The 26012-nt window shown below is 73.7% G+C and carries 15 protein-coding genes and 1 pseudogene; 4 read left to right on the top strand and 12 right to left on the bottom strand.

All coding sequences use genetic code 11. The features are described 5' to 3' along the window. Positions 1–140 precede the first annotated feature (140 nt). Both ACWGSR_RS05860 and ACWGSR_RS05855 read left to right on the top strand, forming a co-directional pair. Positions 141–1493 (top strand): PspC domain-containing protein, encoded by a 1353-nt coding sequence (locus ACWGSR_RS05860; protein WP_376232325.1) that lies wholly within the window; start codon positions 141–143, stop codon positions 1491–1493. Then, positions 1480–1740, top strand: a complete 261-nt coding sequence (locus ACWGSR_RS05855; RefSeq protein WP_376232327.1) for a hypothetical protein — start codon at positions 1480–1482, stop codon at positions 1738–1740. Before ACWGSR_RS05860 ends, ACWGSR_RS05855 begins: the two co-directional genes overlap by 14 nt. Here ACWGSR_RS05855 and ACWGSR_RS05850 read toward each other — a convergent pair. The 3 genes and pseudogenes from ACWGSR_RS05850 to guaA all read right to left on the bottom strand — a co-directional run. After that, positions 1650–2120 (bottom strand): annotated as a pseudogene (locus ACWGSR_RS05850) (DoxX family protein); the annotation flags it as partial. The gene ACWGSR_RS05855 and the pseudogene ACWGSR_RS05850 overlap by 91 nt on opposite strands. Before the next feature lie 339 nt (positions 2121–2459). Beyond that, entirely contained in the window at positions 2460–3773 is a 1314-nt protein-coding gene (locus ACWGSR_RS05845) for a hypothetical protein (protein WP_453564198.1), read from the bottom strand. A 370-nt stretch (positions 3774–4143) separates the two neighbouring features. Further along, positions 4144–5736 carry a glutamine-hydrolyzing GMP synthase gene (gene guaA, locus ACWGSR_RS05840; protein WP_376232329.1) on the bottom strand — a complete coding sequence of 531 codons (1593 nt, stop codon included), beginning with the start codon at positions 5734–5736 and terminating at the stop codon, positions 4144–4146. Positions 5737–6061: 325 nt separating this feature from the next. Between guaA and ACWGSR_RS05835 the strand changes: the two genes are divergently transcribed. After that, positions 6062–6391: a chorismate mutase gene (locus ACWGSR_RS05835; RefSeq protein ID WP_376232330.1), complete on the top strand. Its 330-nt coding sequence runs from the start codon at positions 6062–6064 to the stop codon at positions 6389–6391. 748 nt (positions 6392–7139) lie between these two features. On the opposite strand, the gene ACWGSR_RS05830 is transcribed toward ACWGSR_RS05835, so the two are convergent. The 6 genes from ACWGSR_RS05830 to ACWGSR_RS05805 all read right to left on the bottom strand — a co-directional run bounded on the left by ACWGSR_RS05830 (position 7140) and on the right by ACWGSR_RS05805 (position 20771). Further along, positions 7140–8987 (bottom strand): GMC family oxidoreductase N-terminal domain-containing protein, encoded by a 1848-nt coding sequence (locus ACWGSR_RS05830; protein ID WP_453563792.1) that lies wholly within the window; start codon positions 8985–8987, stop codon positions 7140–7142. Between the two features lie 80 nt (positions 8988–9067). Beyond that, positions 9068–10729 carry a succinic semialdehyde dehydrogenase gene (locus tag ACWGSR_RS05825; protein ID WP_376232333.1) on the bottom strand — a complete coding sequence of 554 codons (1662 nt, stop codon included), beginning with the start codon at positions 10727–10729 and terminating at the stop codon, positions 9068–9070. 152 nt (positions 10730–10881) lie between these two features. Then, on the bottom strand, positions 10882–12735 hold the full coding sequence (locus tag ACWGSR_RS05820) for a serine/threonine-protein kinase (RefSeq protein WP_453563789.1): 1854 nt from the start codon (positions 12733–12735) through the stop codon (positions 10882–10884). Positions 12736–12849: 114 nt separating this feature from the next. Continuing rightward, complete coding sequence (locus tag ACWGSR_RS05815; protein WP_453563786.1) at positions 12850–16104, bottom strand: protein kinase; 3255 nt, start codon at positions 16102–16104, stop codon at positions 12850–12852. Between the two features lie 165 nt (positions 16105–16269). Further along, entirely contained in the window at positions 16270–18756 is a 2487-nt protein-coding gene (locus ACWGSR_RS05810; RefSeq protein WP_453563784.1) for a serine/threonine-protein kinase, read from the bottom strand. A gap of 308 nt (positions 18757–19064) precedes the next feature. Continuing rightward, positions 19065–20771 carry a glycerol-3-phosphate dehydrogenase/oxidase gene (locus ACWGSR_RS05805; protein WP_376232340.1) on the bottom strand — a complete coding sequence of 569 codons (1707 nt, stop codon included), beginning with the start codon at positions 20769–20771 and terminating at the stop codon, positions 19065–19067. A 393-nt stretch (positions 20772–21164) separates the two neighbouring features. Between ACWGSR_RS05805 and ACWGSR_RS05800 the strand changes: the two genes are divergently transcribed. Next, positions 21165–22406: a nucleotide sugar dehydrogenase gene (locus tag ACWGSR_RS05800; RefSeq protein WP_376232342.1), complete on the top strand. Its 1242-nt coding sequence runs from the start codon at positions 21165–21167 to the stop codon at positions 22404–22406. A 61-nt stretch (positions 22407–22467) separates the two neighbouring features. Here the strand turns inward: ACWGSR_RS05800 and ACWGSR_RS05795 are convergent, their stop codons facing one another. From ACWGSR_RS05795 to ACWGSR_RS05785, 3 genes are all read right to left on the bottom strand, one after another. Beyond that, a complete protein-coding gene (locus ACWGSR_RS05795) occupies positions 22468–23592 on the bottom strand; it encodes a GuaB3 family IMP dehydrogenase-related protein (protein ID WP_376232343.1) in 1125 nt (374 codons plus the stop codon). 105 nt (positions 23593–23697) lie between these two features. Beyond that, complete coding sequence (gene guaB, locus ACWGSR_RS05790) at positions 23698–25200, bottom strand: IMP dehydrogenase (RefSeq protein ID WP_376232345.1); 1503 nt, start codon at positions 25198–25200, stop codon at positions 23698–23700. 175 nt (positions 25201–25375) lie between these two features. After that, a complete protein-coding gene (locus ACWGSR_RS05785; RefSeq protein ID WP_376232346.1) occupies positions 25376–25978 on the bottom strand; it encodes a sigma-70 family RNA polymerase sigma factor in 603 nt (200 codons plus the stop codon). Between the last annotated feature and the right edge of the window lie 34 nt (positions 25979–26012).

Genomic DNA, 26012 nt, shown 5'->3' with positions numbered 1-26012 from the left:
GTCCGGCCCGCCCGGGACATCAGGGTCGGCCCTGAGATCTTCCCTGGTACGGCCTCGGGGAGGAGGGCTCTCCGAATATCAGGGTCGGGCCAGGGTCGTCCCCGGTGCCGCACGGCGTCACGGGCCGTCACCATGGAGGCATGACGAGTTCGACGCCTTCGCAGCACGAGGCCCCGCCGCCGGCGGAGGCCGCTTCCGCCGCGTCCGCCGCGCCCCTGCGGCGCTCGCGCGGAAGCAAGGTCGTGGGCGGTGTCTGCGGCGGTCTCGGCCGGTACTTCGACCTCGACCCGGTGGTCTTCCGCGTCGTGGTCGGCGTGCTGGCGGTGACGGGCGGCTTCGGGCTGATCTTCTACGGCTTCGCGTGGCTGCTGATCCCGCTCGCGGGCGAGGAGGACAACGAGGGGCGCAGGCTGCTGACCGGCCGCGTCTCCGGCTCCTCCCTCGCGGCCCTGCTGATGGCGCTGATCGGCTGCGGGGTCTTCCTGTCGATGCTGCGCAGCGGATCGATGCTGGGCTCCTCGCTGCTGGTGGCGTTCGTGGCGTGCGGGGCGGCGGTCTGGTCGCGGCGGAGACAGACGGGCGCGGTCGAGACCGAGGGCAGGACGGACACGGCGGCGGCGCTCGCGGTCGCCGAGGCCCCGCCCGAGACGAAGGCCCCGCCGCTGATCGAGTACACCTCCTGGTGGAAGGACCCGATAGTCAAGGACGGCTCGACGGGCAGGGTGGCCATCGGCTACATGTGGGGTCCGCACGGCGTGCTGGACGAGGAGGGCAAGGTCAACGGCGAGGTGCCGAAGCCCGGCAGCCAGTGGGGTCCCCCGGCCCCGGCGCCCGGCCGTCCGACGCCCTCCGTCCGGAAGAGTCCGCTCTCCATCAGCGGTCTCGTCTTCCTGCTCGCGATGGTGGCGGCCGGCCTCGGCACGGGCCTGACCTGGGAGACCGAGCCGCTCGGCACCAGTCTGCAGATCGGTCTGACCGCCGCCCTCGCGGTGTTCGGCCTGGGGTTGGTCGTCAGCAGTTTCCTCGGACGGACCGGGTTCGGCACGGTCTTCATGACCGTGCTCACGGCGGGCGTGCTCGCCCTGACCACGGCGCTGCCCGACCGGATCACCACGGACTGGGTCCGCGAGACCTGGGCGCCCGCGTCGGTCGCCGCCGTGCAGCCGCACTACGAGCTGGGCAGCGGGGTCGGCACGCTCGATCTGTCGCGCCTCCCGCTCCCCGTCGGCACGACGGTCACCACTCGTGCCGAGGTGGGTGCAGGGCAGCTCGAGGTGATCGTCCCGAAGGACGCGGTCGTGAAGCTGAACGCCAAGGTGTCGCTGGGCGACCTGCGACTGCCGGGGCAGCCGCCCGGCGACATCGACATCGCGCCGGACCGCAGGGAGACCCGCACGCTCGCACCGCCGGCCGGGACCGTCCCGGCGGGCACCCTGGACCTCTCCCTGGAGGTCGCGCTCGGACAGGTGGAGGTCATCCGTGCTGCTTCATGAGTTCCGCCCCGGCCGGCTCGTCGTCGGCCTCACCGCCCTCGCCGTGGCGGCCCTGTACGCGGGCGACGCGGCCGGGGCCTGGACGGCCGCCTGGTACGCGGTGGTCCCCGTCCTCTGCGGCGGCCTGGGCACGGCCGCGGTCGCGACCTGGGTCTCCTATCGAATACGGCGCCGTTCGGCGAGGAGCCGGTCCAGCGAGAGCACCGAGGCCCCGGCGAGCAGCAGCGGCAGCCAGGCCATCAGGTAGACGAGGTCGTTGCCGAGGTAGTACGGCGACACCTGCCAGCTCACGGTCAGCCAGAGGCTCAGCGAGATCAGCGCGCCTCCGAGCGCCGCCACCCGGGCGAAGAGGCCGAAGAGGGTCCCGAGTCCGACGGCGAGCTCGCCGAAGGCGATGGCGTACCCGAAGCCGGCGGGGTTCTTGAGGGCGAGGTCGACGAGAGCGGGGATGGCGGAGACGTCCCGGACGCCGCGCATCGTCTCCCCGAGGGACCCGCTGCCGGTGTCGGCGAAGAAGGCGGAGTCGGTGAGCTTGTCGAGCCCGGCGTAGACGAACGTGATCCCGAGGAAGATCCGCAGGGGAAGGAGGGCGTAGCGGGAGGCGAAGGCCTTCCAGGCACCGGTTCCGTCGGCCTCACCGCCGGGACCACCGTGACCACGGCCGAAGCCGTCACCACGACCGAAGCCACCGTCACGGCCGGGGCCCCTGTCACCGCTGCCGGGACCACCCTCACCACGGCCGAAGCCGTCACCACGACCGAAGCCACCACCGCCGCCGGAGCCACCGCCGCTGCCGCCGGGATCACCGTCGCCGCCACCGGCCCTGCCCGGAGTCCTGTCGTCGCCCTGGCCCGTCCGGTCCGTCTGTCCCGTCATCGTCGGTCACCTCTCACGCCCCGTACGGCTGCTCGCGGAACGATTCTCCTCCGAGCGGCGGCCCGGGGGCGCGGGGAAGGGGCCGGACGGTCAGTCCACGACGTCGATCGTGACCCGGTTGGTCTCCACGCCCGCCGCCGTCACGACCGAGACCTCCGCCCGGCCCGGCTCCACGTCCGCCGGGAGGGGGACGGTCAGGGAGGTGTCGGTGGGGTTGGCGAAGCCGCCCGGGACCGGGACCAGGGGGACGTGGGCGTGGACGGGGCCGATGCGGACGACGAGGCGGGTCAGCGGATCGGGGGCGCCTGCGCCCGGCGGGACGAAGCCGCGGCCGCGGATCTCGATGTCGTCGCCCGTGCGGATCGGGGCGTCGAGGTCGCCCGCCTCCCGGGACCGGACCACGGAGTGGATCGTGGGGCGGACGCCCTCCGTGCGCTTCGCGGCGAGGTGCCAGGCCGCCGAGACGCCGAGGAGGAGCACGAGGGACCAGGGGACCTCGGGGAGGCGGGCGGGGTCGCGGGCGAGGCCGACGGCCGCGAGGAGGAGGACGGTGCCGGAGACCAGGAGGTACTGGACGTCGGCGAGGCAGGCCCGGCCGCTGTCGTCGCAGAGCAGGTCGGCGGCGCGCGGGCGGTCGGCGCGCACCTTCTGGAGGCGGCCCGCCGCGATCCCGGTGGTGACGACGAGGCGGGCGGTGACGGTGACGGCCGCCACCAGGGCCAGGACGGTGAGCAGGCCGGCGGCCCGGGTCAGGCCGAAGGCGGTCGCGGCCGGGACCGTGACCGCAGCACCGGTCCCGGCCACGGTCCCGGTACCAGTACCGGGACCAGTACCGGCCGGTGATCGGAGGAGCAGGAACCGGGCGGCCAGGAAGAGGAGGGAGAAGGAGAGGAGCAGGAGCCAGGCGGCGGCGACGGCGCGGGTGGTGGAGAGTCGGTTGTCCTCGCCGGTCAGGGGTGCGAGGAGGCCGCCGCGCGCCCGGTGGGTGTGGGCGGCGGCGCTGAGGAGGGCGGCGAGGACCAGGGCGGTGCAGAGGCCGGCCGTGCGGGCGCCGGTCCAGCCGGCTCCGACGGCGGTGAGGGCCTGGCCGAGGAGGAGGACGAGGACGGCGCCCCAGACGGCGCGGAGGCCGCCGCGCCGGACCTGGTCGAGCCGGGCGGGCCCGGCCGCCCGGCCGTGGGCGGTGACCGCGCGGGCGGACTGGGCGAGTTCGTCGGAGACCCACTGGCGGGCGGCGACCGGGGAGTGGGCGACGGCGGCGGGGACGCCGTGGCCGGCGGCGAGCTCGTCGCGCCGGGCGAGGAAGGCGGCGACCGCGCGCCGGTGGCCGGTCCGCCCGCAGTGGGCGCAGCCGGCGCAGGCCGTCGCGTGCTCGCCGTGCTGTCTCGCCTCTTGAACCGCCACGGTGCTCACTTCCGCGCTCGCTCCACGGCACGTACCGACGCGTTCTGGTGCGTTCCGGTGTGGCGTGGAGGGCCAACTTGCCGCTGGTCCCACGGAATTGTGCCGTACCGAGGGATCCCGGGAGGGCCGCGCGCATCACACCCAGGAGTGATTGTCGCGTCGTCGGATTGACGTACAGAAGGGTGAAGCGATGGTGTTACGACAGGAGTTCGGGCCCCGCTCGGCCGATCACGCGCCGGAGCGGCCGGTCGTCGAGGCGCCCACAGACAGTGGCGGCGGTGGCGGCAACAGCGGTGGCGGTGGCGGGAACGACGAAGCCGCCGGCCCGGTCGTCCGGGGCGGCGGCCTCCTCACGCGCACAGGGGAGCGGTCACTCCCACTCGATGGTGCCCGGCGGCTTGCTGGTGACGTCGAGGACGACGCGGTTGACGTCGGCGACCTCGTTGGTGATGCGGGTCGAGATCTTGGCGAGCACCTCGTAGGGCAGGCGCGACCAGTCGGCCGTCATGGCGTCCTCGGAGGAGACGGGACGCAGCACGATCGGGTGACCGTAGGTGCGGCCGTCGCCCTGGACGCCCACGGAGCGCACGTCGGCGAGCAGGACGACCGGGCACTGCCAGATGTCGCGGTCGAGACCGGCGGCGGTCAGCTCCTCGCGGGCGATGGCGTCGGCCTCGCGCAGCAGGTCCAGGCGCTCCTTGGTGACCTCACCGACGATGCGGATGCCGAGGCCGGGGCCGGGGAAGGGCTGGCGCTGGACGATCTCCTCGGGCAGGCCGAGCTCCTGGCCGACCATGCGGACCTCGTCCTTGAAGAGCTGGCGCAGCGGCTCGACGAGTTCGAACTCGATGTCGTCGGGCAGGCCGCCGACGTTGTGGTGGGACTTGATGTTGGCGGTGCCGGTGCCGCCGCCGGACTCGACGATGTCCGGGTAGAGCGTGCCCTGGACGAGGAACGCGACCTCGGGTCCCTCCTCCTGGAGGATCTCCAGCTGCGCCTGCTCGAAGACGCGGATGAACTCGCGGCCGATGATCTTCCGCTTGGTCTCCGGGTCGGAGACGCCGGCGAGGGCGGTGAGGAACCGCTCCTGCGCGTCGACGACCTTGAGGTTGACGCCGGTGGAGGCGACGAAGTCCTTCTCGACCTGCTCGGTCTCGCCCTTGCGCATGAGGCCGTGGTCGACGTACACGCAGGTGAGCTGCGAGCCGATGGCCCTCTGCACGAGCGCGGCGGCCACGGCGGAGTCGACGCCGCCGGAGAGGCCGCAGACGGCGCGCTTGTCGCCGACCTGGGCACGGATGGCCGCGACCTGCTCCTCGATCACGTTGCCGGTGGTCCAGCTCGGCTCGATGCCGGCGCCCCGGTAGAGGAAGTGCTCCAGGATCTGCTGGCCGTGCGTGGAGTGCAGCACCTCGGGGTGGTACTGGACGCCGTAGAGCTTCTTCTCGTCGTTCTCGAAGGCGGCGACCGGCACGACGTCCGTGGAGGCGGTGACGGTGAAGCCCTCGGGGGCGGCGGAGCAGGCGTCGCCGTGCGACATCCACACCGACTGCTCGACCGGGGTGCCCTCGAAGAGGGTGGAGCCGGCCTTGGAGACGTGCAGCGGGGTGCGGCCGTACTCGCGGGCGCCGGTGTTGTCGACGGTGCCGCCGAGGGTCGTCGCCATGAGCTGGAAGCCGTAGCACATGCCGAAGACGGGGACGCCGGCCTCGAAGAGCGCGCGGTCGAGGCGGGGGGCGTTCTCCGCGTACACGGAGGACGGGCCGCCGGAGAGGATGATCGCCTTCGGGTTCCTGGCCAGCATCTCGGCCACCGGCATGGTGGACGGGACGATCTCGCTGTAGACCCGGGCCTCACGGACGCGGCGGGCGATGAGCTGGGCGTACTGGGCGCCGAAGTCGACAACGAGGACTACGTCCGGGTTGGTGACGTCGGGCGCGGCAGCGGGGGTCGCTGATGACACTACGGCGGCCTTCCGGCGGTAGGAGGGGGTCCCTCGAAAGGGGTGCTATTTGTCGATTCTACCGGCGCGCCGGTCGGACTTTTCGTCTCACCATCCGAACCCGGTTTGGCCCCGGGCCCGGGCCGGGGTCCATACTGTCGCCATGCGCAAGCACCAGACCTTCGTCTTTACCTATGGCAACCGGCCCACCGGCTGCCATGGTCGTGCTGCTTGAGCAACTGACAAGCGACTTCCCAGGCGCCCCGGGCCGACAAGGCCCGGGGCGTTCTGCTTGGCTCCGGGCCATGTCGCTCCAGGGCGTCCGACCTCACACAGGAGCCCTGCCATGACGACGCACACCGCCACGACGACGCGCATCGCCACGACGGCACACACCGCCACCACCGAGAAGACCGGCGCCCGCACCGACGAGGCGGCGGCGCTGATCGGCGACTCGCGCGAGCGCATCGACGCGCTCGACGACCGGATCATCGGTCTCATCCAGGAACGGATGGCCGTCTCGGCCGTCATCCAGGAGGCGCGGATCTCCTCCGGCGGCCGCCGGGTGAACCTGAACCGCGAGATGGAGGTCCTCGGCCACTACAGGGACGCCCTCGGCAAGCCGGGCACGGCGCTCGCGATGACGATGCTGGAGCTGTGCCGGGGACGCATCTGAGCTGCACCAGGACGCGCCTGAGCCGTGCCGGGACGTGTCCGAGCTGTGCGGGACGTGTCCGAGCGATGCCGGGACGTGTCCGAGCCGTGCCGGGGACGCATCTGAGTGGGTGCCCGCACCCGAGTTCGGACCCGCTCTCACCCGTACGGCGCGTGACCGGCCCCGCGCCGGCTTCGTTGGTCCGGTTGTCCGTGCCAGCCAGGGGCGGGCCCGAAGAAAACCACGCGTGGCTTCGCTGGGGCGTGTGGCGTACCTCTCCGGTACGTCGTGGGACCTCGCACCAGCGCGTGTGACCGGGCAGCAGGGGACAGCGGTCCGGTCACCCAGAAAGGGCGGTCGGTCCCGGGGACGCCCGGGGCCGACCGCAACCGGCTCATCCGGCCGCGTTCCCGCGGCCCCGGCACCGTCGCGAAGACCCGTGAAGACCCCGTCCCCCAGTTCCCCCCACTCCGTTCCCCTCCCCCAGCGGCGCAGCCCCCGGCGCCGCTCCGTTCGACACCGCGGCTTCCCCGGCACCGGTGCCGACCCCCGAGGGCCCCGTGCCGCGACCGGAATCGCGGCACGGGGCCCTCGTGCGTACGCCCGCCCCTCCGTGACGTGACGCGCGTCACACGAAGATCCCGTGCAACCGCTACAACCCATCGCGGGGATCGCGGGTCAACCATGCAGCACCACAAAAAAGCCGGAAGGGCGCTGCATTCGGAGGGGGATGCAGCGCCCTTTCTGTCGTCCCGGCCCGGGGCCCGCGTCACTCCTGCTTGGACGGGACCTCCAGCGGGACCTCCGGCGTGGTCCTCGACGGGATCTTCGGCATCCCCAGGAACGGCAGGCGCAGCGCGCCGAAGGCCTCGGCCGGGACCGCGGGGGACTTCGGCTCGATCGCCGCGAGCCGTACGTACCCCTCCCCCTGCTCCGGGCGCGTGTCCTCCTCGCCCTTGTTCGGCCAGAAGGACATGGCCCGCTCCGCCTGGGCGGTGATCGTCAGGGACGGGTTCACGCCGAGGTTGGCGGAGACGGCCGCCCCGTCGACGACGGAGATCCCCGGGTGGCCGAAGAGCCGGTGGTACGGGTCGATGACGCCGGACCCGGAGTCCGCGCCGATCGGGCAGCCGCCCAGGAAGTGCGCGGTGAGCGGGGTGCCCATCAGTTCGCCGACGTTGGAGCCCGCGAAGCCGTTGATCTCCTCGGCGAGGAGGGAGGCGGCCCGGGTGGCCGCCGGGATCTGGACCGGGTTCGGGGCGCCGTGGCCCTGGCGGGCCGTGAGCAGGCCCTTTCCGAGGCCGCCGGGCTTGCGGTAGGTCGTCAGGGAGTTGTCGAGGGACTGCATGACCAGGCCGATGATGGTCCGCTCCGACCACTTCCGGTTGGAGAGGGAGCGGGCGGCGAGCGTGGGGTGCCGGAGCATGTTGAGGAACCAGTTGCGCACCCGGTGGGCGCCGTAGGGCACCTGGAGGACGGTGAGGCTGCCCATCGAGTTGGAGCCCCTGCCGTACCGGACCGGCTCGATGTGGGTGTTCTCGTCGGGGTGGACGGAGGAGGTGATGGCGACGCCCCGGGTGAAGTCGGCCTTCTCCCTGCCGTGCTTCTTCCGGTAGCGGCGGTCGGTGGTCTGCGCGCCGACCAGGCCCTCGGAGTTGGTGCGGGTCAGCTCGCCGAGCCGGTCGGAGATCCGGGGCAGCAGGCCGGTGTCCTTCATCCGGTGGAGCAGGGTCTGCGTGCCGTACGTGCCGGCGGCGATCACGACCCGGCGGGCGGTGAACGTGCGGCCCTTCCCCTTCTTCCGGTTGTCGGTGGGCAGGGTCTTCACGGCGAAGCCGCCGCGCGAGTCCTCGGTGACGGTGACGACGGTCGTCATGGGGTGGACGGTCGCGCCCGCCTTCTCGGCGAGGTGGAGGTAGTTCTCGTTGAGGGTGTTCTTGGCGCCGTGGCGGCAGCCGGTCATGCACTCGCCGCACTCGGCGCAGGCGCGCCGGGAGGGGCCCGCGCCGCCGAAGTACGGGTCGGGGACCTCGCCGCCCGGCTTGGTCCGCGCCTTGCCGTCGGCGTCCTCGCCGTCCCCGAAGAAGACGCCGACCGGCGCCATGTGGAAGGTGTCGCCGATGCCCATCGCCTCGGCGGCCGACTTCAGGTGCACGTCGGAGGGGGTCATCGTCGGGTTGAGCCGGACGCCCAGCATCCGCTTGGCCTGGTCGTAGTACGGCCGCAGCTCGTCCTCCCAGTCCGTGATGTCCTTCCACTGCGGGTCGTCGAAGAACGCCTTGAGCGGTACGTAGAGGGTGTTGGCGTAGTTGAGGGAGCCGCCGCCCACGCCGGCGCCCGCGAGCACCATGACGTTGCCGAGCAGGTGGATGCGCTGGAGCCCGTAGAGGCCGAGGGCGGGGGCCCACAGGAAGTTCTTCAGGTCCCAGGAGTTCTTCGGCAGGGTCTCGCGGGTGAAGCGGCGCCCGGCCTCCAGGACGCCGACCCGGTAGCCCTTCTCGGTGAGGCGGAGGGCCGTGACCGAACCGCCGAAGCCGGAGCCGACGACGAGGACGTCGTAGTCGTACGCGCCGTCCTCCGCCTGCTCCTGATTTTGGGTAGGGGGTACCGCGGTCATGGCTCTCCTCGTACGGAGTACGGAAAGGGGTGGAAGGGGGAGGGGCGCGGGCCCCCGCCGCGAGCGGGGGCCCGGAGGCCTCAGCGCAGGCGCAGGGCCTTCATCGCCTTCAGGGACAGGCTCATGAACGCCGCGTACTTCTCGTCGTCCATCCCGAAGGAGGGCGCGAGCGGGATCAGCCGCTGCTGGGCGACGGTCTGGGCCTCGGTGTACTTGAGGATGCCCTCGGAGCCGTGGCGGCGGCCGAGCCCGGAGTCCTTCATGCCGCCCATCGGGGACTGCACGCTGCCGTACGCGGGCGCGTACCCCTCGTTGATGTTGACGGTGCCGGTGCGCAGCCGGGCCGCGACGGCGTGGCCGCGCCGCGAGTCCTTCGTCCAGACTGAGGAGTTGAGGCCGTACGGGGTGGCGTTGGCGAGCTCGACGACCTCGTCCTCGTCCGTGAAGCGGTAGATGGAGACGACCGGGCCGAAGGTCTCCTCGTTGCAGACGGCCATCGGGGCCTCGACGCCGTCGAGGATGGTCGGCTCGTAGAAGAGGGGGCCGACGTCGGGGCGGGCGACGCCGCCCGCGACCAGCCTGGCGCCCTTGGCGACGGCCTCCTCGACGTGCTGCTTGACGGTCTCCAGCTGCCGCTCGCCGACGAGGGAGCCCATGTCGGCCCCGTACGCGAGGGAGGTGCCGAGCCGCATCGCCTTGGTGCGGGCGGCGAACCGGGCGACGAAGTCGTCGGCGACGGACTCGTGCACGTACAGGCGCTCGATGGAGATGCAGAGCTGGCCGGCGGAGGAGAAGCAGGCGCGGACGGCGCCGGCGGCGGCCTTCTCGACGTCGGCGTCCGCCAGGACGAGCATGGCGTTCTTGCCGCCGAGTTCGAGGGAGACGCCGACGAGGCGGGCGGCGGCGCCCTGCGCGACCTCGCGGCCGGTGCGGGTCGAGCCGGTGAAGGAGACGTAGTCGGCGTGCCGGACGACCTCGGGACCGACGACCGGGCCCTCGCCGAGGACGACCTGGAAGACCTCGGCGGGCAGTCCGGCCTCGATAAGCAGGTCACGGGCCCACAGGGCGGTGAGCGCGGTCTCGGTGTCGGGCTTCATGACGACGGCGTTGCCCGAGACGAAGGCGGGCAGCGCGTCGCCGACGGAGAGTTCGAGCGGGTAGTTCCAGGGGGCGATCTGGCCGACGACCCCGCGCGGCTGGCGCAGTTCGGTGACCTTGGTGAGGGTCGGCACGACGCCGGTGTGGTGGCGGGGGCGCAGGTAGGAGGAGGCCTTGCGGCCGTAGTGGCGGGCGGCGACGGCGACCGCCATGACCTCCTCGTGGGCGTGCAGGCGCGCCTTGCCCGTCTCCAGCTGGATGAGGTCGAGGACCTCGGCCTGCCGTTCGAGGACCAGGTCGTGGAAGCGGAGGAGCACGGCGGCGCGGGCCCGTACCGGCGTCGCGGCCCAGACCGGCTGGGCGGCGCGGGCGCGGGCGAAGGCCTCGGCGACGTCCTCGGGGGTGGACTCGGGCAGGTCCGCCAGCTTCTCCCCGGTGAAGGGGGTGTGGTTGGCGGTCCGGCCGGAGCCGACCACGCCGCGGGAGAACCGGGCGACCAGGTCGGGCGTCACGACGTCGGCGGCGGTCCGGACACCGGCGGGCGCGGGCGCGACCGGATTGGTCGCCCCGGCCGGGGCGGCGGGCGCGTCGGGGGCGGTGGCGTCGGGAGCCGAAGGGGCGGCGGGGGCCTGCGAGTCCGTCATGAGGGCGAGCGTAAGCCGCCGTCCGCCCTTTGGGTACCCGTCGGTAACGCGTTTTCACCGGGGGTGCACATAGCGCCAGCGATCACTGGCACATAAGCCCTGATCAGCGGCTTACGGCTGCCGGGGGCCGGTCACGGAGATTTTTCCGCCCTTTACCCGCCCGCCTGCTCCCCTCCCTGCTCCCCCGCTTCCCGCCAGTGCCGGAGGACGATGTCGAACTGCTCCCGGGTGGTCTCCCAGCTCGACTCCGGCGAGGACATGTAGATGGCGTACTCGGTGCCGTCGTCGCCGTAGTACATCTGGTCGATCGCGCGCCGGGGCCCCGGGAAGGTCTTCCTCTCCGTCCAGGTGAACTCCCACAGGCAGGAGAGGGTCTGGTCGCGGTAGGTGGTCGGGAGGAGCTTGATCCGGGCGTAGTCCATCCGCTTCGCCAGCACGCGCTCCAGGTCGAGCGCGTGCATGTACGGGTTCTCGAAGTCGGGGCTGCGGTCGATGCTGATCCGGATGCGGTGGTTGCCGTTGTCCGGGGTGTAGTCGATCTGGTCGCCCTCCGTCTGGCGCTTCCAGCCGTCCGGGACGAGGAGGCTGAAGCCCTCCGGGTCGTCGACGCGGTGCCAGCCGGCCGGAATCCCGGCCTTCCCGGCCTTCCCGTCGCCCCCGGCCGAGGGGGTCGGGGCCGTGGCGGTGGCCGTTCCCCCCGTGGCGCCGGTGCCGCGGTCGCCGCCCGCGTAGTTCATGGCGGCGAAGACGGCGCCGCCCGCGACGAGTCCGGCGAGCAGGGCCGCGAGGACGACGGTGCGCCGGCGGCCCCGGCCGGACGGCGGATGGGCGGGGCCCGGCACCAGGGTGGGGGACGACGGGGACGGCGGGGAGACCAGGGGCGGCCGGGACTGCGGGGACTGCGGGAGGCTTCGGGGCGGCTGGGGCCACTGGGCGGTGGAGCCGCGCGGGGCGGCCCCCGAGGTCCCCGGCTCGGGCCGGTGCTGCGTCCGGTCCGGCCGGTCGGCCGGGTGCGCCGGGTGCGCCGGGTGCGGCTGATGCGCCTGGTCCGGCCGGTCCGCCGTGCCCGCCTCGCCGGTCCGCGCGTTCCGGTCGCCCGGGTCCTCCGCCGGGTCCAGGTCCTCCCTGGTCACCCGCTGGGTCGGTACGTACGCCTGCGCCGACGCCGACGCGCGCCCCTCCATCGCCTCCAGGAGCATCCGCCCGACCTCGTCCGCGCGCGGCCGCTGCTCCGGGTCCTTGCGCAGCAGGGCCACGATGACGGGGGCCAGCGCCCCGGCCTTCTCCGGGTGCGGCGGCTCCTCGGTCACCACGGCCTGCATGGTGCTGATCGGGGAGGTGCGGCGGAACGGCGAGGTGCCCTCCACCGCCGTGTAGAGCGTGGCCCCGAGCGACCAGAGGTCGGAGGCGGGGCCCGGATCGCCGCCCTTCACCCGCTCGGGCGCCAGATAGTCGATGGAGCCGACGATTTCACCGGTCCGGGTGATCGTCGAGTCCCCCTCGATCGCCGCGATCCCGAAGTCGGTGATGAGGACGCGCCCGTCGCGCGCGAGCAGGATGTTGCCCGGCTTGACGTCCCGGTGCAGCACTCCGGCCGCGTGCGCGGCGCGCAGCGCGCCGAGGACGTGCAGCCCGATCCTGGCCGCCTCGCGCGGCTCGATGCTGCCCGTCTCCTTGGCGGCGTCGGCGAGTGAGGGCCCGTCGACGTACTGCATGACGATCCACGGGCGGTCGTCGTGTTCGAGCACGTCGTGGACGGTCACCACGCCCGGGTGCGTGATCCGCGCGGCCGCCCGCGCCTCCTTCTGCGTACGGGCGTGCAGCACGAGCCGGTCGGCCTCGGCGACGAACCGGCCCGCCGTCAGCTCCTTCACCGCCACCACGCGGTGCAGCACCTCGTCGTGCGCGCGCCAGACCTTGCCCATCCCGCCGCGGCCGATGGACTCGCCCAGCCGGTAGCGTCCGGCGAGCAGCAGCCCCGCCCCTGTGCCCTGTGAATGTTCCACTTGCCCCCGCCCGTTCCTTCTGACGCCAGGTTACGGAGGGGAGCACGGACCGCGAAACCTCGGGGCGGTCATAGGAACAGCACTGTGACCGGGGGCCGGTGGACCGGTCCGGGTTCAGCGGCCGGGGCGGAACGCCTTCGTGGCCTCGTCGTAGATCTCGGAGACCTTGTCCCGCTCGGTGTACGGGCCGATGACCTGGACGACGTGGTAGCGGCCGCCGTCGATCAGGGCGAGGTTGCGGACGAACACCTCGCGCCCCGTGCCGTCCAGCCACCAGTAACTGCCCGTGGCCGTCGCCGTGCTGCCGATGTCGACCCGGAGCGTCCGCTCCGCACCGGACCAACTGGACGCCCGCCACGGCTCCAGCTCGCGCTCCCTGGCGTTCTGGTACACCAGCGGGTCGGAGCCGTTGTCCTTCACGCTGTCCCGGCCGGGGACCACGATCATCGTGAAGTCGCCGCCCGTGTAGCGCACTTGCCCGGAGTCGTTGACCGGGCTGCGCCGCCAGCCGTCCGGCACCCCGATCCGGAACCCTTCCGGGTCCTGGCGCAGGGCGTACCCGGCGGCGAGCGCGGGGGCCGACGGGTCCGCCGGGGGCCGGGTCGTGGCCGGTGGGGTGGTCGCGGAGGGGCCGGCCGTGGAGGGGGTGCCGCCGGTCGGCTCCGGAGTGCCGCCGCCCGTGCCCGGCGCGGTGGTGCCGGGGGTCGGACCGGCCGTGGGCCTGCCCTGCCCGGCGGGCGCCTCCCCCTCGCGCGGCATGAAGAGGACGGCGTACGCGACGGCCCCCGCGAGCAGGAGGAAGATCAGGATCAGGAGCGTGCGCCCCAGGGCGCGCGGGGAGCCCGAGGAGCCGGAAGGGGCGCGCGGGGGCCGGGGCGCGCGCGGGGCGCGCTGCGGAAGCTCCTCGTGGTATCCGGCGTCGGCCTCCTCGCGGAAATCGTCCCGTACGCGCGCGTGCTCGTGGACGTGCGCGCGTTCGGCCCCGTACCCGGCCGCCGCGCGCGGGTCCTTGCCGCGCTTGTGGCGACGGCGGCCCGCGCCCTCCCCCTTGCGCCGTCGGCGCACCAGCTCGCCGCGCCGGCGCACGATCGGCAGCCGGGTCTCGTCGAAGGACGGCAGCGGTACGACGCCGACACCGGCGTCCGGCTCCGGCGCCGAGCGGACGAGGGAGCGCAGCCAGCCGCGCAGCTCCTCGAAGTCGGGCCGCTCGGTCGGGTCCTGACGGAGCAGCGACTCCACGACCGGGCGCAGGGGCCCGCTCTCCTCGGCGAAGGCGGGCGGCTCGGCGCAGACGAGCTGGACCAGCTCGACCGCGCTGTCCTCCGGATAGGGGGCGTGGCCCTGGACGGCCCGGTAGAGGAGCGCGCCGAGCGCCCACAGGTCGGTGGCCGGGCCGATGGGCGCCGCGAGGCGCCAGTTCTCGTGGACGGGACCGGCCTGCTCGGGCGCCCAGCGCTCGGTGACGGCGCCGACGACCGCGATCCGGGTCTGGCGGGCCCGCTCCGCGGCGAGGCGCGTGGTCGGGCCCCGGTACGACTCGGCCGGGACCGCCGCCTCCCCCCGCCGGGGCTCCGGGACACCGGCGGGGACCGGAAGGCGGTCGGGGTCCGGGGCCGCCGCCCGGTATCCGGCGGGCAGCGCCGGGCGCCCCGAACCGGGCAGCACCGAACCGCCCCCGGCCGGTATCGGCCCGGAGCCGTCCCGCGCGGCGTGCGGGCCGTCGCTCCAGCTTCCGGTCAGCATCGCGCGCGGCGGCGGACCGTTCCGGGGGCCGTCGCCGTACGGCTCGTCGCCGTCGTCCTCGTCGTCCTCGTCGTCATCCGCCACCCGCGCCCACCACTGCGGCTCGGGCGAACCGGCCGCCGGTGCCGTCGGCGGCGGCGGGGGCGGCGGGGGCGGGCCCTGCGGCTCCGGGGGCGCGGGACGCTGCACGGGCAGCGCCCCCGTCTCGCCGAGCCGGGCGGCGGCCCGCGCGCCGGCCCGGTAGGCGGCGATGGCACCGGCCCGCGCGGCCCGTACGTCGGCGGTCGGCGGCGTGACCGGGGGCCGCGGCCCGGAGGGGGCCGGCGCCGACTTCCCGTAGGGGTCGGCACCGTAGGCGTCGGGGCCGGGTCCGGGCCTCTCGTCCGGCGCCGCTTCGTCCGGTCCGTCGCCCGGCGCGTCATCGCCCTGCCCCGCCCCCTCGGGGGCCTCCAGCGCGTACGGCTCGGGACGGTGCGGCTCGGGAGGGTGCTGCCCGGGCCGGTGCTCCTCGGAGCCGTACGTCTCGGGGCCGTATGGATCGGGCTCGTACGCATCGGGGCCGTACTCCCCCGACCCGTACTCCCCCGACCCGTAAGCCCCTGATCCGTATGTTCCGGACCCGTACGGGGCGGGGCCGTACTCCTCGGCGGGCGCGGGCCCTTCGGGCGCGTACGCCTCCGGCTCGTACGGCTCGGGCGCGTACACCTCGGGCACGTACGTCTCCGGCGCGTACGTGCCCGGCGTGTACGTCTCAAGGGCGTACGCACCGGTCCCGTACGTCTCGGTCCCGGTCCCACGCGTCCCGTCCCCGCGCGCCTCGGTTTCGTCCGTCTCCGGCCCGTAGTCCTCGGCCTCGTACGCCCCGGATCCGTACGTCCCGTCCCCGTACGCCTCAGGCTCGTACGTCTCGGCCTCGTACACCCCCGGTTCGTACGTCTCCGGAGCGGTCTCCTCCGTCTCGTACGACGAGGAGGGCCCCGGGTGCGCGAACTCGTCGGGCAGGTCCTGTTCCGGTACCGGCGCGTAGCCGCACAGGGCCTCCTCGGCGGCGCCCACCGCGAGGCCCGAGAGGACCACCCGGCCGTCGTCGCAGACGAGTACGGTCCGGGAGGTGATGTTCCGGTGCACCCAGCCGTGGGCGTGGAGGGCGCGCAGGGCGGTGAGGACGTCGGCGCCGATCTCGGCCGCCCGGTACGGGTTGAGCGGCCGTTCGGCGAGGAGCGCGGCCAGCGGGCGGGCCGGTACGCGTTCGCTGACTATCCACAGCGAACCGGCCTCCGCGAAGACGTCGAAGACCTGGTCCAGTAAGGGGTGGTCGGGGATCTGGGCGGCGGCCTGGGCCGCCTCGATCGCCCGGCGCACGACCGGTTCGGCGGGCCGGCGGGTGGCCCGCCCCGCGCCGCCGTGGAGGCCGGCGGGGCCGCCGGGGCCTCCGGGACCGGGGCCGTCGAGCACCTCGGCGTCGACGAACTCCGGCAGCGGGACCTGACGGACCAGCACCTCCTGGCCGCTGTACGTGTCGAAGGCCCGCGTCTCCGTCAGGTCGTGTCCGTCCCCGGACCCGTCCTCCGGCGGCAGCGGCAGACGGTAGCGGTCCGCGAGCACCCTTCCCGCGTAGTCGTCCACGACGCCTCCCCACGCCCGCGCTGTCCCCCGTGGACCCGCGGGTACCCCGGAACGTGCGGGATCACGCGAGTCCGTCGGGTCCGGTCGGTCCGGTCCGGGGCCGTGCGGTCAACGGCTCTGTTCGATTGCGTACGACACCCGGTTCCCCACGATACGGGGCACCGGTCAGTCCTTGGGGCTGAACGTGGCGAACGCCGTCTCCCGCAGGGTCCGGCACTCCTCGCCGTTCCACTCGTCCGCCTTGCAGCTGATCATGATGGAGTAGCCCCGCGCGGAGTCCGCCTTGAAGCCGCGGTTGAGCACGTGGACGCGCACGCCCTTCTGGGTGCGCTCGAACTCCCAGTCGGCGACGGTCGGGTACCCCTTGTAGGAGACGGGCCGTATGCCGAGGTGCTTGTAGTCCTTGCTGGTGGCGGCCACGCCGACCTTGGCCAGCTCCCAGGCGCTCGCGGCGTTGTCCTTCGGGCTGTTGTTGTAGTCGACCTGGACGCGCGGGAAGCCGCCGTTCTCGCTGAAGATCCCGCCGAGGGAGTACCCCGGGATGGTGCTCAGCTTGAACGTCGACGGCATCGCCATGGAGAAGTGGAAGCGGTCGCTGGTGACGAGGGCGTACCCGGCGGGCAGTTGGGTACCGGTGCCGCCGCCGGGCTTGCCGGACGGCGTGGCGCCGTTCCCGCCGTCGGTCGTCCCCGTCGAACCCGGCGCACCCGTCGCGCCGTCCGTGCCCGCCGAGCCGTTGTCGCCGGGCTGCGCGCCGCCCTGCTGGCCGGGGTCGGCCGAGCCCTGGCCCTTGCCGCCGTCGGAGCCGCCCGAACCGTTGGACTCTCCGCCCGCCGAGGCGCCGGCCGAGGCCGTGGTGCCCTCCTTGCCCTTGCCCTGGTCGCCCTCGTCCCCTCCGCCGCCGAGGGAGACCGCCAGGATCGTCCCGAGCAGGGCGACGACCACGACCGCGGCGATGATGACGAGGGTGCGGCGCGGTACGACGTCGGTCAGCGGCGCGCGGGCCGGGGTCTGCCTGCCGCCGCCCTGGACCGGCACGGTCCTCGGCCTCGGCTCGGCCTTCGCGGAGGCCGCCGCGTTGCGCACGGACTTCAGGGCGCCCCGCACCCGGTCCGCGGCCGCGTCGGGGGCTCCGGCCCGGTCGGCCGCCCGGGCCGCCGGCGCCTGCTCGGGGCTCGGCGGCAGCGGTACGACCCTGGTGACCTCGGGGGAGGGCGCGGGCGCCGCCTCCGGGGCGTCGAGCACGGCCCGCAGCAGGACCCGGGCGCCGGCGTCGTCGAGGCGCTGCGCCGGGTCCTTGGCGAGGAGGCCGTAGATGACCTTCTCCAGGTCGGGGCCCGCGTTCTTCGGCGGGTCGACGGGCTCGGTCATCACCGCCGTGAGGGTGGCGATGGCGGAGCCCTTGTCGTACGGCGGGCTGCCCTCGACCGCCGCGTAGATGAGGCCGCCGAGCGACCACATGTCGGCGGCCGGGCCGGGCTTGTGGCCGCGGGCGCGCTCCGGCGAGATGTACGAGGGGGCGCCGACGAGCATGCCGGTGGAGGTGATCGAGGGGTCGCCCTCCACCTGGGCGATGCCGAAGTCGGTGAGGACGACCCGGCCGTCCTCGGCGATCAGCACGTTGGACGGCTTCACGTCGCGGTGCAGGATGCCCTCGCGGTGGGCCGAGCGCAGCACGTCGAGGATGGCGAGGCCGACCTCGGCGGCGCGCCGGGGCGTGAGCGTGCCGTCCTCGCGCACGGCGTCCGCGAGGGACTTGCCCTCGATGAGCTCCATGACGATCCACGGGCGGTCGTCCTCGTCGACGACGTCGTAGACGGTGACGGCGCCGTTGTTGCGGATCCGGGCGATGGCCTTCGCCTCGCGCAGGGTCCGGGTGATGAGGCGGCGCTTCTCGTCCTCGTCGATGCTGCTGGGGAAGCGGAGTTCCTTGACGGCGACGGTGCGGCCGAGGGTCTCGTCGACGGCGCGCCACACGGTGCCCATGCCGCCGCGGCCGAGGACCGCGCCGAGCCGGTAGCGCCCGGCGAGCAGCCGTCCTTCGCCGGCGGGGGCCTTGCGGAGCCTGTCGCCGCCGCGCGCAGCGCCGGTCGCGGCCGTCCCGCGACCGCTTCCGCCGTCGCCGTCCCCGGCGCCGAACCCGGCCCGTCCGGTCGACGGCTCGGTCCCCCGCAGCCGTCCGGCCGCGTCGGCACCGCCGTCACCCGCTCCGGAAACCGTCGCGCCGTCAGACCGCGGATCCCCGTGGCCCTTCACGACCGAAACGCCCGAGCCACCCGAGCCACCCGAGCCACCCGAGCCACCCGAAGCGGACTTCCCGCCCGCACCGCTCGAACCCGACGCGCCACCCGAACCGGACTCGGCGCCCGAACCGGACACCGCGTCCGCGGCCGACCCGGCGTCCGAAGCCGAACCGCCGTCCGGGGCCGGCCCGTCACCGGCACCGGCGTCCGGGGCGGCCCCGCCGCCCGGTCCCGGCTCCGCGCCGTCCTCCGTGGGCTGCGCACCCCGTCCGACCTGCGCGTCCTTCGCGTCCCGCTCCGGCTCACGCGCGGCCGGGACCGTTCCTCGGTCGCCGTCGGTCGCGGCCCCCGCGGCGGCGTCCCGCCCGGGGTCCTTCGCCGTGTCCCGCGACTGCTCCGCCTCCGACATGCGTCCCCTCTGCGATCCCTGGTCTTCGCCGCGTCTGCCGCTTCCCGCGTGATGCGTTAACCCGCCCTGGAAGAGAGCCCATTGTCCCTCACCTCGGGACCGGCGGCGCCCCCGGGTCCGTACTCCGGGATGACGACGCCGCCGCACCCCTCCGAGGTTCCCGCCGGTATGCGGACGACCCGGACGCCCCGCGGGACCGGACGTTCCGTCAGTTGTCCACAGCCGTACGGATACCGGCGTTCGGACGCGGGCGTTCAGGCGCGGGCATACGGACACGGACGTTCACTCGCGGTCGGATCCGGTCGTGGTCAGATGGGCACGATGTCCGGCGCCCCCAGCCGCGCCGCGTCCGCCGTCAGGTCGTCGGGCTGGCGCTGCGACTCGCGCTCGGCCTCCACCCGCTTCTCGTAGTGCTCGACCTCCTTGTCGATCTGGCGGGCGTCCCAGCCGAGGACCGGGGCCATCAGCTCCGCGCACTCGCGGGCGCTGCGCGTGCCCCGGTCGAAGGTCTCGATGGAGATCCGGGTCCGCCGGGTGAGGACGTCGTCGAGGTGGCGCGCGCCCTCGTGCGAGGCGGCGTAGACGATCTCGGCGCGCAGGTAGTCGTCGGCCGCCGGGAGGGGTTCGCCGAGCCGGGGGTCCTCGGCGATCAGGTCGAGGAGCTGCTGCGTCAGGGAGCCGTACCGGTTGAGGAGGTGCTCGACCCGCACGACGTGCAGTCCGTGCCGGGCGGCGATCCCGGCCCGCGCGTTCCACAGGGCCCGGTAGCCCTCGGCGCCGAGGAGCGGGGTGTCCTCGGTGACGCAGGGGGCGACGCGCTGGTCGAGGCCGTGGACCGCCTCGTCGACGGCGTCCTTCGCCATCACGCGGTACGTCGTGTACTTGCCGCCGGCCACCACGACCAGGCCGGGGAGCGGGTGGGCGACGGTGTGTTCGCGCGAGAGCTTGCTGGTGGCCTCCGACTCGCCGGCGAGCAGGGGGCGCAGGCCCGCGTAGACGCCCTCGACGTCGTCGCGGGTGAGCGGGGTGGCGAGCACGGTGTTCACGTGCTCCAGGAGGTAGTCGATGTCGGCGCTGGAGGCGGCCGGGTGGGCCTTGTCGAGGTCCCAGTCGGTGTCGGTGGTGCCGACGATCCAGTGGCGTCCCCAGGGGATCACGAAGAGGACGGACTTCTCGGTGCGCAGGATCAGGCCGGTGGTGGAGTGGATGCGGTCCTTGGGCACGACGAGGTGGATGCCCTTGGAGGCGCGGACGTGGAACTGGCCGCGCTCCCCGATGAGGGCCTGGGTGTCGTCGGTCCACACGCCGGTGGCGTTGACGACCTGCTTGGCCCGGATCTCGTACTCGGCCCCGGCCTCGACGTCCTGGACGCGCGCGCCGACGACCCGCTCGCCCTCGCGCAGGAAGCCGACGACGCGGGCCCGGCTCGCGGCGTGCGCGCCGTAGGAGGCGGCCGTGCGCACGAGGGTGGTGACGAAGCGGGCGTCGTCCATCTGGGCGTCGTAGTACTGGAGGGCGCCGACGAGGGCGTCCTTCTTGAGGCAGGGGGCGACGCGCAGGGCGCCCTGCCGGGAGAGGTGCCGGTGGGCGGGGAGGCCCCGGCCGTGCCCGGAGGAGAGCGACATCGCGTCGTACAGCGCGACGCCCGATCCGGCGTAGAACCGCTCCCAGCCCTTGTGCTGGAGGGGGTACAGGAAGGGGACCGGCTTCACCAGGTGGGGGGCGAGCCGCTCCAGGAGGAGTCCGCGCTCCTTGAGCGCCTCCCGGACCAGGGCGAAGTCCAGCATCTCCAGGTAGCGCAGGCCGCCGTGGATGAGCTTGCTGGACCGGCTGGAGGTGCCCGAGGCCCAGTCGCGGGCCTCGACGATGCCGGTGGAGAGTCCTCTCGTGACGGCGTCGAGGGCCGTTCCCGCGCCGACCACTCCGGCGCCGACGACCAGCACGTCCAGCTCGCGCTCGGCCATGGCGGCGAGCGCCTCGACGCGCTCGGCCGGTCCCAGTGTCGCTGTCCTCACGTGTGCCGCCTCCCGTCGTCCCCCGTCCGTCCCGCGCACGGGCCTCTCCGCACGCGGCTTCCCGCGTCCGGCTCCCGTACACGGCCCTTCCCGCGAGCGGGTACGCGCCCGTCCCGGACGGGTGCGCGCCCGTCCCGCGAACGAGCGCACGGCCCTTCCCGCGAGCGAGCCGGGACCGTGCGGTCCGGCTCACAGCTCGATTCTGTCCCGCCCCGGCGACTTCAGCCACCGCCTCACCACCAACCTGTGGACAACACTCGGTGATCCACAACCGCCTCAATGCGACATAACGGTCATATTTACGCCTAGTCTGACATTGCGCGCGACCCGTTCCGCCCACCGGGCTTGCGCGTCGCGCCCCCTACGGCTACTGGGAAGGACGGCCCACCCCCCATGCCCGCTGATCTCGCCGTCATCGGCCTCGGCCACCACGGACTCCCCCTCGCCCGTGCCGCCACCGCCGCGGGCATCGACACCATCGGCTACGACACCGACCCGCGGCCCGCCGCCGAACTCGCCGCGGGCCGCACACCGGCCGACGGCCCCCTCACCGTCCCGGAGGTCCGCCGGATGCTCGCGGGGGGCTTCCGCCCGACCCACGACCCCGCCGAACTCGGCCGGGTCCGCACCGCCGTCCTCTGCCCCCCGACCCCCCTCGGCCCCGACCGGGCCCTCGACCTCACCGCCGTCACCGACGCCGCCCGCGCGCTCGCCGGCCGGCTGCGCCCGCACACCACCGTCGTCCTGGAGTCCCCCGTCCCGCCGGGCACCACCGAGGGCCTGCTCCGCGACGTCCTCGAAACGGGCTCCGGACTGCGCGCGGGCCGCGACTTCCACCTCGCGTACTCCCCCGGCCGGCTCGACCCCGGCAGCCGCACCCACGGCTACGCCGGCACCCCCAAGGTCATCGGCGGCCTCACCCCCGCCTGCACCGAGTCGGCCGCCGCCTTCTACGGACGCCTCACCGACAAGGTGGTACGCGCGCGTGGACCCCGCGAGGCGGAGACGGTCAAGCTCCTGGAGACCAACTTCCGGCACGTCAACATCGCCCTCGTCAACGAGATGTCGGTCCTCTGCCACGAACTCGGCGTCGACCTCTGGGACGTCATCCGCTGCGCCGAGACCAAGCCCTTCGGCTTCCAGGCCTTCCGCCCGGGACCCGGCGTCGGCGGCCACGGCGTCCCCGTCGACACCGTCGGCGCCCACCGCCCGCTCCGCCTGGTCGAACTCGCGGGCCAGGTCAACGAGCGCATGCCGGCGTACGTCGTGCAACGCGCCGCCGCCCTCCTCAACGAGCACGGGAAGTCGGCGCGGGGGGCCAGGATCCTGCTGCTCGGCATCACGTACAAGCCTGACCTGCCCGACCGGCAGGGCTCGCCCGCCGACGAGATCGCCCGCCGCCTGATGGACCTGGGCGCGGCCGTCAGCTACCACGACCCGTACGTCCCCGACTGGCGCGTCCGCGAACTCCCCGTCCCCCGCCCGGACTCCCTCTACGAGGCCGCCGCCCACGCCGACCTGACGGTCCTGCTCCAGCACCACCGCACCTACGACCTCCAGGGCCTCTCGGTGAAGGCGCAGCTCCTCCTCGACACCCGCGGCGCCACCCCGGCGGGCGCGGCCCACCGCCTCTGAGCGGACACGCGGAGGGGCCCCGCACCGGTCGGTGCGGGGCCCCTCCACATGTCGGGAACGGTCAGCGCTTGTGCTGCGCGTCCGCGACCGTGACCTCGACGCGCTGGAACTCCTTGAGCTCGCTGTAGCCCGTGGTGGCCATCGCGCGGCGCAGGGCGCCGAAGAAGTTCATCGAGCCGTCCGGGGTGTGCGACGGGCCCGCGAGGATCTCCTCGGTGGTGCCGACGATGCCCAGGTCGACCAGCTTGCCGCGCGGCACGTCCTCGTGGACGGCCTCCATGCCCCAGTGGTGGCCCTTGCCGGGCGCGTCCGTGGCACGGGCCAGCGGGGAGCCGATCATGACCGCGTCGGCGCCGCAGGCGATCGCCTTCGGCAGGTCGCCGGACCAGCCCACGCCGCCGTCGGCGATCACGTGCACGTACCGGCCGCCGGACTCGTCCATGTAGTCGCGGCGCGCCGCGGCCACGTCCGCGACGGCGGTCGCCATCGGGACCTGGATGCCCAGGACGTTGCGGGTGGTGTGCGCGGCGCCGCCGCCGAAGCCGACCAGGACGCCCGCGGCGCCGGTGCGCATCAGGTGCAGGGCCGCGGTGTACGTGGCGCAGCCGCCGACGATGACCGGGACGTCCAGCTCGTAGATGAACTGCTTCAGGTTCAGCGGCTCGGCCGCGCCCGAGACGTGCTCGGCGGAGACCGTCGTGCCGCGGATGACGAAGAGGTCCACCCCGGCGTCGACGACGGCCTTGGAGAACTGCGCGGTGCGCTGCGGGGAGAGCGCGGCGGCGGTGACGACGCCGGAGTCGCGCACCTCCTTGATGCGCTTGCCGATCAGCTCCTCCTGGATGGGGGCGGAGTAGATCTCCTGGAGGCGGCGGGTCGCGGTGGCCTCGTCCAGCTCCGCGATCTCGTCCAGGAGCGGCTGCGGGTCCTCGTACCGGGTCCACAGGCCTTCGAGGTTCAGGACGCCCAGGCCGCCCATCTCGCCGATCCGGATGGCGGTCTGCGGCGAGACGACCGAGTCCATGGGAGCGGCCAGGAACGGCAGCTCGAACCGGTAGGCGTCGATCTGCCAGGCGATCGAGACCTCCTTCGGGTCCCGGGTGCGCCGGCTGGGCACGACGGCGATGTCGTCGAACGCGTACGCCCTGCGGCCGCGCTTGCCGCGCCCGATCTCGATCTCAGTCACGATGTGTGGCCTTTCCCTCTACGTCTGCGCCTACCAGTATCCCCGACACACGTGGGAGGGGCGGTTCCGGCCACGTCCCGGAACCGCCCCTCACCCGCGTGCGCGTTACTTCCTGCTGTAGTTCGGCGCCTCGACCGTCATCTGGATGTCGTGCGGGTGGCTCTCCTTGAGGCCCGCCGCGGTGATCCGCACGAAGCGGCCCTTGGACTCCATCTCCGCGACGGTGGCCGCGCCCACGTAGCCCATGGTCTGGCGGAGGCCGCCGACGAGCTGGTGCAGGACGTTGGAGAGCGGGCCCCGGTAGGGCACCTGGCCCTCGACGCCCTCGGGGACGAGCTTGTCGTCGGAGGAGACCTCGGCCTGGAAGTAGCGGTCCTTGGAGTAGGACCGGCCCTGGCCGCGGGACTGCATGGCGCCGAGCGAGCCCATGCCGCGGTACGACTTGAACTGCTTGCCGTTGATGAAGAGCAGCTCGCCGGGCGACTCCTCGCAGCCGGCGAGGAGGCTGCCGAGCATCACGGTGTCGGCGCCGGCGGCGAGCGCCTTGCCGATGTCGCCGGAGTACTGCAGGCCGCCGTCGCCGATCAGCGGGACGCCGGCGGCGCGGGCCGCGAGGGAGGCCTCGTAGATGGCGGTGACCTGCGGGACGCCGATGCCGGCGACCACGCGGGTGGTGCAGATGGAGCCGGGGCCCACCCCGACCTTGATGCCGTCGACGCCGGCGTCGATCAGCGCCTGCGCGCCGTCGCGGGTGGCGACGTTCCCGCCGATCACGTCGACGTCCACGCTCGACTTGATCTTCGCCATCCAGCTCAGGGCGTTGCTGTTGTGGCCGTGCGAGGTGTCGACGACCAGGAAGTCCACACCGGCGGCGGCGAGCGCCTGGGCGCGCTCCAGGGCCTCGGGGCTGGCGCCCACGGCGGCGCCGACGAGCAGGCGGCCCTCGGCGTCCTTGGCGGCGTTCGGGTACTTCTCCGCCTTGACGAAGTCCTTGACGGTGATGAGGCCCTTGAGGACGCCCTCGTCGTCGACCAGCGGCAGCTTCTCGATCTTGTGGCGGCGCAGCAGCTCCATGGCGTCGACGCCGGAGATGCCGACCTTGCCGGTGACCAGCGGCATCGGCGTCATGACCTCGCGGACCTGGCGCTCGCGGTCGCTCTCGAAGGCCATGTCGCGGTTGGTCACGATGCCGAGCAGCTTGCCGGCGGGGGTGGTGACCGGGACGCCGCTGATGCGGAACTTGGCGCAGAGCGCGTCCGCCTCGGCGAGCGTCGCCTCCGGGTGCACCGTGATGGGGTCGGTGACCATGCCGGACTCGGAACGCTTGACCAGGTCGACCTGGTTGACCTGGTCCTCGACGGACAGGTTGCGGTGGAGCACGCCGACGCCGCCCAGGCGGGCCATCGCGATGGCCATCCGGGACTCGGTCACCTTGTCCATCGCCGCCGAGAGCAGCGGGATGTTGACGCGGACGTTGCGCGAGATGCGGGACGAGGTGTCGACCGCGTTGGGGAGGACCTCGGAGGCTCCCGGCAGCAGCAGCACGTCGTCGTAGGTCAGCCCGAGTGTCGCGAATTTACCGGGCACTCCGTCGACGTTGGCAGTCATGACACCTTCCCAAATGGCCTTGATCGGTGCGGGATGTCCATGCTAACGGGCCCGAGCGGTGTCTCATTCCACGATCAAGATCAGCGGGCAGCTTTGGACGTTCGCACGTGGACGAAAGGGATGACGGAACCCGGCGGGGCTTACCGACCGGCCAGGGCCGCCGAAGGCCTCGGGGTCACTGCTCCGCCAGCGCGCGGAGCCGGCTGAGGGCGCGGTGCTGGGCGACCCGGACGGCGCCGGGGGACATGCCGAGCATCTGCCCGGTCTCCTCGGCGGTGAGCCCGACGGCGACCCGTAGCACGAGCAGTTCGCGCTGGTTCTCCGGGAGGTTGGCGAGCAGCTTCTTGGCCCACTCGGCGTCGTCGCTGAGCAGCGCCCGCTCCTCGGGCCCGAGGGAGTCGTCGGGCCGCTCGGGCATCTCGTCGGAGGGCACGGCCGTGGACCCGGGGTGCCGCATGGCGGCCCGCTGGAGGTCGGCGACCTTGTGTCCGGCGATGGCGAAGACGAAGGCCTCGAAGGGCCTGCCCGTGTCCTTGTAGCGCGGCAGCGCCATCAGGACGGCGACGCAGACCTCCTGGGCGAGGTCCTCGACGAAGTGCCGGGCGTCGCCGGGCAGCCGGTTGAGGCGGGTGCGGCAGTACCGCAGGGCGAGCGGATGCACGCGCGCGAGGAGATCGTGCGTGGCCTGCGCGTCGCCGTCGACCGCGCGGCGGACGAGCGCGCCGATCTCCCCCTGCCCGGAAGGCATGGGGGACCCCGCGGTCTCGTCGTCGCGCATCGCTCCATGGTGCCCCGACGCTTCCGCGCTCGTG

The sequence above is a fragment of the Streptomyces sp. NPDC055632 genome (assembly GCF_053618675.1).
Note: the sequence above shows the minus strand (reverse complement) of the source record. Positions and strands in the feature narration are given on the sequence as shown.

What these genes read in the sequence shown, in the direction of transcription:
- ACWGSR_RS05860 (WP_376232325.1), top strand. Translation starts at nt 141, where the DNA reads ATGACGAGTTCGACGCCTTCGCAGCACGAGGCCCCGCCGCCGGCGGAG.
- ACWGSR_RS05835 (WP_376232330.1), top strand. Translation starts at nt 6,062, where the DNA reads ATGACGACGCACACCGCCACGACGACGCGCATCGCCACGACGGCACAC.
- ACWGSR_RS05830 (WP_453563792.1), bottom strand. Translation starts at nt 8,987, where the DNA reads ATGACCGCGGTACCCCCTACCCAAAATCAGGAGCAGGCGGAGGACGGC.
- ACWGSR_RS05825 (WP_376232333.1), bottom strand. Translation starts at nt 10,729, where the DNA reads ATGACGGACTCGCAGGCCCCCGCCGCCCCTTCGGCTCCCGACGCCACC.
- ACWGSR_RS05810 (WP_453563784.1), bottom strand. Translation starts at nt 18,756, where the DNA reads ATGTCGGAGGCGGAGCAGTCGCGGGACACGGCGAAGGACCCCGGGCGG.
- ACWGSR_RS05800 (WP_376232342.1), top strand. Translation starts at nt 21,165, where the DNA reads ATGCCCGCTGATCTCGCCGTCATCGGCCTCGGCCACCACGGACTCCCC.
- guaB (WP_376232345.1), bottom strand. Translation starts at nt 25,200, where the DNA reads ATGACTGCCAACGTCGACGGAGTGCCCGGTAAATTCGCGACACTCGGG.
- ACWGSR_RS05785 (WP_376232346.1), bottom strand. Translation starts at nt 25,978, where the DNA reads ATGCGCGACGACGAGACCGCGGGGTCCCCCATGCCTTCCGGGCAGGGG.